This is a genomic window from Bacillus sp. F56, from assembly GCF_001748205.1.
Classification (GTDB): Bacteria; Bacillota; Bacilli; order Bacillales; family Bacillaceae; genus Bacillus; species Bacillus stercoris.
Genome location: NZ_BDFC01000006.1, coordinates 497,268 through 510,802, shown reverse-complemented (window position 1 = coordinate 510,802; position 13,535 = coordinate 497,268). Strand labels below are relative to the sequence as shown.

The following is a 13,535-nucleotide window of genomic DNA, read 5'->3' as shown; positions in this document are numbered from 1 at the left end:
TATACTGAAGGGTGGAAGTTTGGTTTGAAAGGAGAAAATATGATATGAATGAAAAACAAAAATTAGAGAGCGGACAAGTAAATCCATCGGACAAAAAATCCGAGAAGGATTACAGCAAGTACTTTGAAGCTGTTTACATTCCGCCTTCCTTAAAAGACGCGAAAAAACGAGGCAAGGAAGCCGTTACTTATCATAATGACTTTAAAATTTCTGAACAATTTAAAGGCTTGGGAGACGGAAGAAAGTTTTATATCCGTACGTACGGCTGCCAAATGAATGAACACGATACAGAGGTTATGGCAGGGATCTTTATGGCGCTCGGTTACGAAGCGACAAACTCTGTTGACGATGCCAATGTCATTTTGTTAAACACATGCGCGATCCGTGAAAATGCCGAAAACAAGGTGTTTGGTGAGCTTGGGCACTTAAAAGCACTGAAAAAAAACAACCCCGATCTGATTTTAGGCGTGTGCGGCTGTATGTCTCAAGAGGAATCAGTCGTGAACCGGATTTTGAAAAAACATCCGTTTGTCGATATGATTTTCGGAACCCATAACATTCATCGCCTGCCGGAGCTTTTGTCAGAAGCATACCTTTCAAAAGAAATGGTCATAGAAGTTTGGTCCAAGGAAGGGGACGTTATTGAAAACCTTCCGAAAGTCCGGAACGGAAAAATTAAGGGCTGGGTCAATATTATGTACGGCTGTGACAAATTCTGTACGTATTGCATTGTGCCTTACACACGCGGAAAAGAAAGAAGCCGCCGCCCTGAGGAAATCATTCAGGAAGTGAGAAGGCTTGCGAGTGAAGGCTATAAGGAAATTACACTGTTAGGCCAAAACGTAAACGCGTATGGAAAAGACTTTGAAGATATGACGTACGGACTTGGTGATTTGATGGATGAACTGAGAAAAATCGATATCCCGAGAATCCGCTTTACAACAAGTCATCCGCGCGACTTTGACGATCGCCTCATTGAAGTGCTGGCGAAAGGCGGAAATCTGCTTGATCACATTCATCTTCCGGTTCAATCAGGAAGCTCAGAAGTTCTGAAGCTGATGGCCCGCAAATATGACAGAGAGCGTTACATGGAGCTGGTTCGAAAAATTAAAGAAGCAATGCCGAACGCTTCTTTGACAACGGACATTATCGTCGGATTTCCGAACGAAACGGACGAGCAGTTTGAAGAAACGCTTTCTCTATATCGTGAGGTGGAGTTTGACAGCGCCTATACGTTCATTTACTCTCCGCGTGAGGGCACTCCGGCTGCTAAGATGAAAGATAATGTACCGATGCGTGTGAAAAAAGAGCGTCTGCAGCGTCTAAACGCACTGGTGAATGAAATTTCTGCTAAAAAAATGAAGGAATACGAAGGCAAGGTTGTCGAAGTATTAGTTGAGGGTGAAAGCAAAAATAACCCTGATATTCTTGCCGGCTATACTGAAAAAAGCAAGCTTGTCAATTTCAAAGGGCCGAAGGAAGCCATAGGCAAAATCGTCCGCGTGAAAATCCAGCAAGCGAAAACATGGTCGCTTGATGGAGAAATGGTAGGAGAAGCAATCGAGGTGAAATAAGATGACGCTCTACTCAAAAAAAGACATTGTGCAGCAGGCACGGAACCTTGCAAAAATGATCTCTGAAACAGAAGAGGTTGATTTTTTCAAACGAGCTGAAGCGCAAATCAATGAGAATGACAAAGTGTCTGCAATCGTTAATCAGATTAAAGCCTTGCAAAAGCAGGCTGTCAATCTGAAGCATTATGAAAAGCATGAAGCGCTCAAACAAGTAGAAGCAAAAATTGACGCGCTGCAAGAAGAGCTTGAAGGGATTCCTGTTATCCAAGAATTCAGAGACTCGCAGATGGAGGTAAATGACCTACTGCAGCTCGTTGCACACACCATTTCCAACCAAGTCACAAATGAAATCATCACGTCAACCGGAGGCGACCTGCTGAAAGGGGAAACCGGTTCAAAGGTGAAGCATTCAAATAATAGCTGTTCTCTCTAAACACGGTGCCTTTACAGGCCCGTGTTTTTTTATCATTTATTTGGTTATAAATGAACTAAATTATCTATGTACTAAATGTTCAATTGGTTTTTCTGTGCTCAGCCGCGAGTAAACTTTATCGTACTTATAAGTAAAGTTTCTAGGCACACCTGCATACAATGGAACAGAAACTTTGTATTTTTATATTTTATTTATAAAAATGCACACTAGACAAATGCCCAGCATAAGATAACACGAAGAAGAACAAGGAGGCATGCCGGAATGTCTGAATACAGGGAAATTATCACGAAGGCAGTAGTAGCGAAAGGCCGAAAATTCACCCAATGCACCAACACTATCTCCCCTGAGAAAAAACCTAGCAGCATTTTGGGTGGTTGGATTATTAACCACAAGTACGACGCTGAAAAAATTGGAAAAACGGTAGAAATTGAAGGGTATTATGATATAAACGTATGGTACTCATACGCGGACAACACAAAGACAGAGGTTGTCACAGAACGGGTAAAATACGTAGATGTCATTAAACTCAGATACAGAGACAATAATTACTTAGATGATGAGCATGAAGTAATTGCCAAAGTGCTTCAGCAGCCAAACTGCCTTGAAGTGACTATTTCGCCAAATGGAAATAAAATCGTTGTGCAGGCAGAAAGAGAATTTTTGGCGGAAGTGGTAGGAGAAACAAAGGTAGTTGTTGAGGTCAATCCTGATTGGGAAGAGGAAGACGAGGAAGATTGGGAAGATGAGCTTGATGAAGAGCTTGAAGACATCAACCCGGAATTTTTAGTGGGAGATCCTGAAGAATAAAAAAGGGACTAGGGGAGACAGTACCCCCAAGTCTCTTTTTTATATTGATATATCATTCTTTTATCACTTTTTGTTTATGTTATAATGAAGGTTGGAAAATAGATACGTTGATACATAGTGAGGGATTAAACAATGGCCGGATATACGCCTATGATACAGCAATATTTAAAAATTAAGGCAGAGCACCAGGATGCCTTTTTATTTTTTCGACTGGGTGATTTTTACGAAATGTTTTTTGAGGACGCTAAAAAAGCGTCACAAGAGCTGGAAATTACGTTAACGAGCAGAGACGGCGGTGGGGCAGAAAAAATACCGATGTGCGGTGTGCCGTATCATTCTGCTTCCGCGTATATTGAACAGCTTATTAAAAAAGGATACAAAGTGGCGATCTGTGAACAGACGGAAGATCCGAAGGCCGCAAAGGGTGTTGTAAAAAGAGAAGTGGTTCAGCTTATTACGCCCGGAACTGTAATGGACGGCAAAGGCATCCATGAATCGGAAAATAACTTTATCGCATCTGTTTCAGCCTGCTCGAATGGATACGGGCTTGCGCTTTCCGATTTAACAACGGGAGAAAATTTGGCTGTTTTGATTGAACGGCTTGAAGACGTCATATCAGAAATTTATTCCGTCGGCGCACGTGAAATCGTGGTTTCAGGAAGCCTGGGTGCCGATACAGTCGCACAGCTGAAAGAGCGGTGCGGTGCAACGATTTCAATTGAAGACGGAGAAATAGACGAACACGTCACGATCATTGAGCACTTAAATAATGAAGATGTAACAAAAACGTTTATGCGCTTATATGCGTATCTGAAAAGAACCCAAAAGCGCAGCCTTGATCATCTTCAGCCTGTGCAGGTGTACGAGCTTGAGGAAGCGATGAAAATTGACTTGTACTCAAAGCGTAATCTGGAGCTGACTGAAACGATCCGTTCGAAAAATAAAAAAGGCTCCCTTTTGTGGCTGCTGGATGAAACAAAAACGGCAATGGGAGGCCGGCTTCTTAAACAGTGGATTGACCGGCCGCTTATCAGAGTCAATCAAATCGAAGAGCGTCAAGAAATGGTGGAAACATTGATGTCCCATTTCTTTGAACGGGAAGATCTGCGTGAACGGTTAAAAGAAGTATATGACTTAGAACGCCTTGCCGGCCGCGTGGCATTCGGAAATGTCAATGCCCGGGATTTGATTCAGCTGAAGGAATCGTTAAAGCAAGTGCCTGGCATCAAACAGCTGGTTGCTTCACTTGCTCATGACAAGGCCAAGGAACGTGCAGAGCGTATTGACCCTTGCGGAGATGTACTTAAACTGCTGGAAGAAGCGCTGTACGAAAACCCTCCTTTATCGTTAAAAGAAGGGAACCTGATAAAAGACGGTTACAATCAAAAGCTTGATGAATACCGTGATGCAAGCAGAAACGGAAAAGACTGGATTGCCCGCCTGGAACAGCAGGAGCGGGAATACACAGGCATTCGCTCTTTAAAGGTCGGCTTTAATAAAGTTTTCGGTTATTACATTGAAGTGACAAGAGCGAATTTGCATTTGCTTGAGGAAGGGCGTTATGAGCGGAAGCAGACGTTAACGAATGCAGAGCGCTACATTACACCAGAATTAAAAGAAAAAGAAGCGCTCATTTTAGAAGCGGAAAATAACATCTGTGAGCTGGAGTACGAGCTGTTTACCGAGCTGCGCGAGAAAGTGAAGCAGTATATTCCGCGGCTTCAGCAGCTTGCAAAACAGATGAGCGAGCTGGACGCACTGCAATGCTTTGCGACAATCAGTGAAAATCGTCACTACACGAAGCCGGAGTTCTCTAAAGATGAAGTCGAAGTGATTGAAGGCAGACACCCGGTTGTTGAAAAAGTCATGGACAGCCAGGAATATGTCCCGAACAACTGTATGATGGGCGATAACAGACAAATGCTTCTCATTACAGGTCCAAACATGTCAGGGAAAAGCACGTATATGAGACAAATCGCGCTCATTTCCATTATGGCGCAAATCGGCTGCTTTGTACCCGCGAAAAAAGCGGTGCTTCCGATTTTTGATCAAATTTTTACGCGAATCGGCGCTGCAGATGATTTGATTTCCGGACAAAGTACATTTATGGTAGAAATGCTTGAAGCGAAAAATGCGATTGTCAATGCGACGAAAAACAGCCTCATTCTGTTTGATGAAATTGGGCGGGGAACGTCCACTTATGACGGCATGGCGCTGGCACAGGCGATTATTGAATATGTTCACGATCATATCGGCGCCAAGACGCTGTTCAGCACACACTATCACGAGCTGACCGTTCTGGAGGACAAGTTGCCTCAGCTGAAAAACGTTCATGTTCGCGCTGAAGAATATAACGGAACGGTTGTCTTTCTTCATCAAATTAAAGAAGGTGCTGCTGATAAAAGCTATGGTATCCATGTAGCTCAGCTTGCTGAGCTGCCTGAAGATCTCATTGCGCGCGCTCAAGATATTTTAAAAGAGCTGGAGCAGTCAGGAAACAAACCAGAGGTGCCCGTGCAGAAACCCCAGGTGAAAGAAGAACCGGCACAGCTGTCCTTTTTTGACGCAGCGGAAAAGCCGGCTGAAACACCAAAGCTTTCAAAAAAAGAAAAGCAGGTGCTCGATGCCTTCAAATCACTTAATATACTTGATATGACACCGCTTGAAGCAATGAATGAAATGTACAAGCTGCAAAAGAAATTACATTAAAACGGGGTGATGAATGTGGCAAAAGTCATCCAGCTGTCAGATGAGCTTTCAAATAAAATAGCGGCGGGCGAGGTTGTGGAACGGCCCGCCTCAGTCGTCAAGGAATTGGTGGAAAATGCGATCGACGCTGACAGCACAGTCATTGAAATCGATATTGAGGAAGCAGGACTTGCATCCATTCGGGTTTTGGATAACGGCGAAGGAATGGAGAATGAAGATTGCAAGCGTGCTTTCCGCCGCCATGCAACAAGTAAAATAAAAGATGAAAATGATTTATTCAGGGTAAGAACGCTTGGTTTTAGGGGAGAAGCCCTGCCGAGTATCGCGTCAGTCTCTCATCTGGAGATTACGACAAGCACTGGTGAAGGAGCTGGGACGAAGCTCGTCCTTCAAGGAGGAAACATCATTTCCGAATCGCGGTCCTCAAGCAGGAAGGGAACTGAAATTGTCGTTTCGAACTTGTTTTTTAACACACCGGCCCGTTTGAAATATATGAAAACCGTTCATACAGAGCTTGGAAACATTACAGACGTGGTTAACCGTATTGCTCTGGCACATCCAGAGGTATCGATCCGTCTGCGCCATCATGGGAAAAACCTGCTTCAAACGAATGGAAACGGAGATGTACGCCATGTCCTGGCAGCGATTTATGGCACTGCTGTCGCCAAAAAAATGCTTCCGCTGCATGTAAGCTCTTTGGATTTTGAAGTGAAGGGATATATCGCTCTCCCAGAAATTACACGGGCGTCGAGAAACTATATGTCGTCTGTGGTCAATGGCCGTTACATTAAAAATTTCCCGCTCGTCAAAGCGGTTCATGAAGGATATCATACGCTTTTGCCGATCGGACGCCATCCCATTACCTTTATAGAAATTACGATGGACCCGATTTTAGTCGATGTCAACGTACATCCATCGAAGCTTGAGGTCCGGCTCAGCAAGGAAACAGAGCTTCATGACTTAATACGTGACGGAATTAAAGATGTATTTAAACAGCAGCAGCTGATTCCGAGTGCCCAGCTCCCGAAAAAATCAGCGCCTGCCATCAAAAATGAGCAGCAGTTTATAACCTTTGATGAAAAACCTGCGGAAAAAAAAGTTCCGGAAAAATCGACTGCGCCATCTTATTCACCAATGAAACTCAGCTCAGTCGTGAAAGAGCCGGTGGATGCGGAGGAAGAATTGCCTCCTCTCCAATTTGATGCTCCACCTATCGTTGATCAGGAACAAACCCTTGAGGTGTCCGATGTCTCAGAAGAACAGACTGAAACATATGAGCAGGAATGCCATGAGGAACAGCCGCAGGCAACGTCTGAGCGGGTTCCGATTATGTACCCGATCGGCCAGATGCACGGGACTTATATATTGGCACAAAATGAAAATGGCCTGTATATTATCGACCAGCACGCCGCCCAAGAACGTATTAAATACGAGTACTTCCGTGAAAAGGTGGGGGAGGTTGAGCCTGAGGTCCAGGATATGATTGTACCACTGACGTTCCACTACTCCACAAACGAGGCTTTGATTATCGAACAGCACAAACAAGAGCTCGAAAGTGTTGGTGTCTTTTTAGAGTCATTCGGCTCTAACAGTTACATCGTCCGCTGCCACCCGGCCTGGTTTCCAAAGGGAGAAGAAGCCGAGCTGATAGAAGAAATCATTCAGCAGGTGCTCGACTCCAAAAATATTGATATTAAAAAACTCCGTGAGGAAGCCGCGATTATGATGAGCTGCAAAGGCTCCATCAAAGCAAATCGCCACCTCAGAAACGACGAAATCAAAGCGCTTCTGGACGACCTCCGAAGCACATCAGACCCATTTACATGCCCGCACGGCCGCCCGATCATCATACACCATTCCACTTATGAGATGGAAAAGATGTTCAAACGCGTGATGTAGCGGGGGGGTGGTGAAGGGGAAAAGACCTTTTGCCCGTATTTTGTCCATACATTTTTCAAGCATTGAGATATTCTTCGGAATTGATCAATGCTTTTTTTATTGTGTTTTTTCAGTGATATGAATTTAAACATTTGAAGTCATCTTGACTGTAGAAAATAAAGACTTACGTCAGCATAGGGAAGTCATTACATGGATTATGACGGAAGAGGAGCGTTTGGAGTATATAAAAAACATCCAATCATCCCATTTATCCAGATGTATAATATTGGTAAATGAGACGAAAGTAACGAATGGTGCTATTGATTAAAGTATTAGGCTTTGAAGGAGCGGGAAGATTGAAAAGTAAATGAATGGTTTTACCCATTTAAACAACCTTATATCACGTGTATATTGGATTGTAGGGGAGGGATATCATGGTCAAGATCATATTGGCATTTGTTTATCTATTTGGCTTCGTTGTGTTGAGCAATTGGGCTTTCGACGGAATATTTTCCGAGAGCTATTTCTCGCCAATCGGTTTCCTTTGGTCTATTTTATTTACATTTTTCATAGGGGTTTATACCGGCTTGCCTTTAATCTACAAAAAGTTTTCTCAATCAAGCCGTTTGATTTTGAAAAGTAAAAAGCCGATTTATTTCACTATCGGTACAGCCGTTATTCTCTTTGGGCTTTATTTTCTTAAAAACGAAATCGTCCCTATTTTATGCTATGTGGCTATTTTTTAACTCTGGCATCAGGTATAGCCCTGACCATCTTATTACAGCCCAAAACCAACAACTGTAAAACAGTATAACCAACAAGAACTAATGAAAGCCCGTCTCATAAGGTGGGCTTTATATAATCAATATTTGCTTTTTTTCTCCATCTCCAATTTATTTCGTTGTCATCCTCGTAAATACCTGGCAATGAAATTCCTACTCTTTTTTGCTTGTCATCAACAATAAACCAATTATCTTCGTCTATTAATTAATTCATCGTCTAACTTTTCAATTGCAGAGGGATCATCTTCGTCCATCACGGCCCTAAAGAAGTTTTTGAATTTTTCCATCTTCTCATTAGGAATGATTTCCCTAATAAATTGAGGAGCGGCACTGCTAATGAGCGGGGGCGCTTTAAATTTTTGCTACTAATAGAACTATGTACTAAATTTTCAATCGTGAAAGTAATTTCGTGATTAAGGAAAGTAAGTTACGCCTTCTTTATCCTTTCCTTTTACTGATAATTAGGTGGAGGAGAGATGACATGAATTTTGAAACTAAATATCTGATCAGATGGGGTATACCAGGATGGGTTTTTTTACTGATGAGTTTATGGCTATTTGTTATATTTTCTAAAGGCGTACCCGTTAATGATCCAGTGAAAAGTATTAGCTTTATTTTTAGTGCAGCGGTAATTGGCTATCTCATCTATCAAATTTATTTTGTTATGATTGGTTGTTAGGTTTCTCGGAGAGGGAGTATATAAATGGTAAAGAACTGTCTCTTAGACCAGGGGAAAGTGGTATTATTTCAACAAACGAAGTGCGTATAGAAAATACAAGGCTAAACAATACTACAAGTTGGAATTCAAATGGCAAAATGAATTATTGAAAATTACTGACGAAAACAAACGTAACTATATTGCGACGCGGTTTTCACATTTATTATCGACAACTCATAGTTTAGGAGCTCTATGCTCGTTATTTATATCTTTATTAGTAAATTTGCTTTCAACTAAATTACCCAATTACTTATGAGAGTACATTGCTTCATACTGGAAAATTGCATTTACATTATTTTATTACCTTCTATCGCCAACCAAAAGTATTACTCGCGTAATGTTAATGAAGGTGTTTTTTTATATTCTCTGTAAACTGCTTCCGGTAAATCTTAAGATAGACTATTGGCGGTGTTAACGGCTTTAGTGCGGTGGCAGTTTAGAGTGAATATTTTCCTCGTTTAGAAACTTTGTCGGCATGTTTCGGCAATCACATGGCAAAACGCCATAAAAACTTCTTATGGCGTCTGCCGTACAGGGAGGTGAGTCAAAAAGACTTTGGATACTCTTAGATCTTAGATTAGTAAAGGAATGAAGCACCAACAATGATCAACAAGATGAACAACACTACGATCAATACGAAGCTGCTTCCGCCTGAATATCCGCCGCCAGAGTATCCACCAGAATATCCACCGTAGAATCCCATGATGTCACCTCCTTTAGTCGAGATAGAATAAGGTATGCGAAACAATAACTTTCGACATAGTTTTAAGTCTAAAAAAGAAGAAATGAATATTTTGTCTAAAGGTGGACCAGTGGATTTCAGCAGACTATTAACAGTTGTACCTCACATTCATCCGCAGCAGTTGCGATTGAACCAACCTTATTAAAATACATCTCTACATCAATCCCTGATGAAGTTTTGCGATATCAATGCTTTTTATGTATCCATTGGAGTGTCATATTAGGAAACGGTTGTAAACGTGTGATCCATCATACTTCGCGGATATATCCATCTACATAACAAAATTTACATTTACAGGTAATTTAAAATAATGTATATTTTGGGTGAGGGGGGTGGAAACACATGGCATGTGGTCCGAAGATCATTATCTTTTTGGATGAACTTGATGATCCGAATGTAAGAATCATTCTAGAATGCAGAATTTAAAATACTACATTGTGTTTGCTCCCTGTTCGTGTGAACAGGGAGTTTTTTTCGTTTATATAACTGGTGATGTCCAAATATAAGGTGTTATGAATTCTCCATATCTGCCATCGGCATTTTTAAGCGGCTTCTCTATTTGGCTGGTTATCAAAAGCAAGTTCAATGAAAGCCATCAAAGCTGATATCACAACAAGCAAGACATCTGGAATATAAATAGACTGCATAAAGTAATCTGCAAAACAGATCGTTATAAGATTGCTGATAAAATACAGTATAAAAGCAAAAAGTGCAGTCTTTTTCAAAGAAAGTGATTTTTCCAAAATGATAGAGATTATCTTTGTGAGTGGGTCTATGATTACGCCTACAGCAAAGCAGGCTAAAATAAATAAAGCTAATGTTTGATTGGAAGCGTATGTGATGCCAAGTATGGAGAATAATCCTTTCATCCCGAAGAAAAAGCCGCCGAAGATGACTGCAAGTGCAATAGCCACAATAAAAATGACAGATACAATTCCGATTAATTTTGATTTCAGGTTAAAATCCTTAGAGTGCTTGTTCTGTTCTTTTTGGCACAAGGATGACACTCCCTTCACCTGCTTACTCATACAAACCTTTATCCTTAAATGAACCCAAAATATCTATAAGTCTGTTTCTGACGAAAGTAGTATAACATATTTTAACAAAACCAAAAAAGGCCCTTTCCGCTGGGGAAAGGCCTTTTTCACCATGTTAATTTCTGAGATTCGCCGAAGTTTTCTCTTTTTTTGGCCAAATAAAATAGCTGGCTGTAATGAGAAAGTCAATGCCTATAATGACAGTCCACAGTTTAAGAATGCCGCTCAATGCCTCGGTTCGGGCAGAGTCTTTGATAAAATAAATCATCCCTGCCAATAGTCCCGCACCAATTAAGTAGGCCAGCACATGTCTTAGCCAGCCTTTCGCACCGTGCTTGGCATGATCCATTCCAAAACGTTTCAGAGGTTTTGCGCCTTTTTTTGTCACATAATATTGAAATTTCTCATCTGCCCATTGAATCATTTGTTTCCCATAAGCGATCGATATACCGATGTAAACAGCTGCAATTCCATGTGCTGCGGTCGCTGAGGCTCCGCGGTAAAGGTCCACACCAGTTGCCGCTAATAAGATCAAATCGATAACTGGAGTTAAGGCAAGGAATAGCAGTCCTAATGTATGTCGTTTGAATAGGTAGCGTACAGCAAGCCCCAAAACAATGACAACCCAAAACGCAATTTCACAGAAAACAATCATCCATGCGATACCGTTCAATCCATTCCCCTCTTTTCAATACAGTTGTATTATTTAAATAATATGTTACCACCTTTGTTTTTGTAACACAACTGTATTATAAAAATTGCTCTCTCATTTTTTTCTTGTTACAATAAAGCTATGCCAAAACAAATTGACCATGAGAAAAGAAGAAAACAAATTGCAGAAGCGACGTGGCGCGTTATTTTAGAACGGGGGATGGAGGGAGCATCAGCCAGGAACATTGCAAAGGAAGCAGGATTGTCATTAGGTGCGCTGCGCCATTATTTCACTACACAGGATGAACTGCTTGCTTTTGCAATGAAACTTGTTCAAGAAAAGGTGACGGCTCGAATTAAGGACATTGCCATGAAGGATTTACTCCCTAAGGAAAAAGTGTTGCACATTTTGCTTGAAATTGTCCCAACGAATGAAGAAACGATAAGAGAGATGGAGGTTTGGTTTGCTTTTACTGCTTATGCCAGACATAAAAAGGATATGTTTGATGCGAATCATGACGGGATTTTCAGCGGCATGCGGAATCTGATTGCCTATTTAGATGAATCCGGTTTACTGAAGCAGAATGCTGATAAAAACATTGAAGCTGAGAGGCTTTATGCGCTTGTTGACGGCTTGGCTTTACATGCGATGCTTGACCCTGTACGAGTGAATAAAGACAGAATCAAGCGGGTCATTATGCAACATGTAGAGTCAATTTGCGTGGAAGATACACGTGAGAAAGAAGAGAAGGAATAATGATAATGCTGTGCAAAAACGGTTCAATAAAGTGCCATCTATTTATCCTAAGCGTTACTGGATAGCTTGATGTAAAGCAGCGCCTTTGAGCGAATGCTCTAAGGCGCTAAGCTGCATTATTTCGATGAAAGTGAGAATCAGCTGTGCTGGATATCAATTGTATATACTGCACGATCTGTTACGACCTTCAATCCTTCGTTTTCTTGATGAATATGAATATCACCTAATAAAGGAATCTCATAGGCATTTTGCGGAAGCGGCACGTTTCCGTCCTCAGTGAAGGTTGTTCCTTCACCTTCTAAAACGAGCTCTTCTTTCGCTACATAGTCATCAGGGTGACTCGTGCTTCGTATAGCCACTTTTTGAAGGTGGAGAACAATCTGATCCAAGTCTGATATCTCTTCATCATGGGTCAATTCACCTTTTCTAATATCAAGTGTCTGGCCGACTTTTGATTCCAGCCATTGGGAAAGCTGTGTATTCGTGTGTGCCATCAATATTCCTCCTTTTGATCTACACGATACTATTCCCAATTGCTGCATCTTTTACACGGAAAAGAGCCGCCTCACCCCTTATGTATGAAACAATTCGCAGTTCAAAGCCTTGATATAATGTATGGCAGAACGCTGGACAGCTTCGCCGGCATTTTCTTTGACCACTTTAGAAAAAGCATTGTAAAGCCGGTTGAATTGAAGCGGTTTCACTTTGGCTGCTATTTCTTCAACTTTGGATGCGGGAAGGGGAATGAGATTTGGGTAGCTGTACATAAAGCTGACCCAGTTTTGATCCGCCGTAACCGTAATGATATCTCCAGTCAATAGACATCCTTTCCCTTTATTGCCGTTGCTCCAATGAAGAACAGCACCGCCTTTAAAATGTCCGCCCAGTCGGTAAAGGTCCAGCCCCGGCTTCATGCTGAGCGTTTCCCCTGACCAGAAGTGAATGTGATTGCTTGGTCTTGTCACCCATTTTTTGTCATCTTCATGGATATAGATCGGGGCCTGAAATGCTTCAGCCCACTCAACCTGAGTAGAGTAATAATGTGGATGAGACAAAGCGATGGCTTGAATACCGCCTAATTCGTTGATTTGGTCAATTGTCCTTTGGTCAAGATATGAAATGCAATCCCACAGCACATTAAAGCCCTTATGCTGGATCAGATGGGCTGTTTGTCCAATCGCAAACTCTGGTTCAGTTTTGATGCTGTAAAGATGGTCTTCTTCCTTTTTGAGAATGTTTTGAAGGTTTTCTTTCTCACGCATGTCTTCAAGAGTTGTCCAAGTTTGTCCATCAGGATGAATATACTGTCTCTCATCCTCGCAAATCAGACACGAGTTGGGCGGATCTACAGTCTGTGCATGCTGCACACCGCATGTGTTGCAGATATAATATGGCACTTTCTTCACTTCCTTCATCCATTTTCCATTATTTTACCTTATGGTTATGA

At 41.7% G+C, this 13,535-nt stretch carries 14 protein-coding genes; 9 read left to right on the top strand and 5 right to left on the bottom strand.

The window, feature by feature from the left end; genetic code table 11:
- Positions 1-44: 44 nt before the first annotated feature.
- From miaB to BFW96_RS22150, 8 genes are all read left to right on the top strand, one after another.
- Positions 45-1,574, top strand: coding sequence for a tRNA (N6-isopentenyl adenosine(37)-C2)-methylthiotransferase MiaB (miaB, locus tag BFW96_RS11005; RefSeq protein ID WP_069839430.1), 1,530 nt, complete (start codon positions 45-47; stop codon positions 1,572-1,574).
- Between the two features lies 1 nt (position 1,575).
- Entirely contained in the window at positions 1,576-2,007 is a 432-nt protein-coding gene (gene ricA, locus BFW96_RS11000) for a regulatory iron-sulfur-containing complex subunit RicA (protein WP_014664027.1), read from the top strand.
- Between the two features lie 261 nt (positions 2,008-2,268).
- On the top strand, positions 2,269-2,814 hold the full coding sequence (cotE, locus tag BFW96_RS10995; protein WP_003221022.1) for an outer spore coat protein CotE: 546 nt from the start codon (positions 2,269-2,271) through the stop codon (positions 2,812-2,814).
- A gap of 132 nt (positions 2,815-2,946) precedes the next feature.
- Positions 2,947-5,523, top strand: coding sequence for a DNA mismatch repair protein MutS (gene mutS / locus BFW96_RS10990; protein WP_069839429.1), 2,577 nt, complete (start codon positions 2,947-2,949; stop codon positions 5,521-5,523).
- A 15-nt stretch (positions 5,524-5,538) separates the two neighbouring features.
- The gene (gene mutL, locus BFW96_RS10985; RefSeq protein ID WP_069839428.1) at positions 5,539-7,422 is read left to right on the top strand and encodes a DNA mismatch repair endonuclease MutL; all 1,884 of its coding nucleotides are present in this window, start codon (positions 5,539-5,541) and stop codon (positions 7,420-7,422) included.
- Positions 7,423-7,835: 413 nt separating this feature from the next.
- Positions 7,836-8,147: a hypothetical protein gene (locus BFW96_RS10980; RefSeq protein WP_083252864.1), complete on the top strand. Its 312-nt coding sequence runs from the start codon at positions 7,836-7,838 to the stop codon at positions 8,145-8,147.
- Between the two features lie 517 nt (positions 8,148-8,664).
- Positions 8,665-8,862 carry a BA5345 family protein gene (locus BFW96_RS21880; RefSeq protein ID WP_069839427.1) on the top strand — a complete coding sequence of 66 codons (198 nt, stop codon included), beginning with the start codon at positions 8,665-8,667 and terminating at the stop codon, positions 8,860-8,862.
- Positions 8,863-8,980: 118 nt separating this feature from the next.
- Complete coding sequence (locus tag BFW96_RS22150) at positions 8,981-9,157, top strand: hypothetical protein (protein ID WP_483294922.1); 177 nt, start codon at positions 8,981-8,983, stop codon at positions 9,155-9,157.
- A 321-nt stretch (positions 9,158-9,478) separates the two neighbouring features.
- On the opposite strand, the gene BFW96_RS10970 is transcribed toward BFW96_RS22150, so the two are convergent.
- From BFW96_RS10970 to BFW96_RS10955, 3 genes are all read right to left on the bottom strand, one after another.
- Entirely contained in the window at positions 9,479-9,604 is a 126-nt protein-coding gene (locus BFW96_RS10970) for a YjcZ family sporulation protein (protein WP_014664033.1), read from the bottom strand.
- Positions 9,605-10,185: 581 nt separating this feature from the next.
- On the bottom strand, positions 10,186-10,641 hold the full coding sequence (locus BFW96_RS10965; RefSeq protein ID WP_083252863.1) for a regulatory YrvL family protein: 456 nt from the start codon (positions 10,639-10,641) through the stop codon (positions 10,186-10,188).
- 154 nt (positions 10,642-10,795) lie between these two features.
- Entirely contained in the window at positions 10,796-11,353 is a 558-nt protein-coding gene (locus BFW96_RS10955) for a hypothetical protein (protein ID WP_069839425.1), read from the bottom strand.
- Positions 11,354-11,473: 120 nt separating this feature from the next.
- Between BFW96_RS10955 and BFW96_RS10950 the strand changes: the two genes are divergently transcribed.
- On the top strand, positions 11,474-12,088 hold the full coding sequence (locus BFW96_RS10950) for a TetR/AcrR family transcriptional regulator (protein ID WP_069839424.1): 615 nt from the start codon (positions 11,474-11,476) through the stop codon (positions 12,086-12,088).
- Between the two features lie 137 nt (positions 12,089-12,225).
- On the opposite strand, the gene ymzB is transcribed toward BFW96_RS10950, so the two are convergent.
- Together ymzB and BFW96_RS10940 are read right to left on the bottom strand one after the other, a co-directional pair.
- Positions 12,226-12,582, bottom strand: a complete 357-nt coding sequence (ymzB, locus tag BFW96_RS10945; RefSeq protein ID WP_014664051.1) for a protein YmzB — start codon at positions 12,580-12,582, stop codon at positions 12,226-12,228.
- A gap of 78 nt (positions 12,583-12,660) precedes the next feature.
- On the bottom strand, positions 12,661-13,485 hold the full coding sequence (locus tag BFW96_RS10940; protein ID WP_083252862.1) for an MBL fold metallo-hydrolase: 825 nt from the start codon (positions 13,483-13,485) through the stop codon (positions 12,661-12,663).
- Positions 13,486-13,535: the final 50 nt, after the last annotated feature.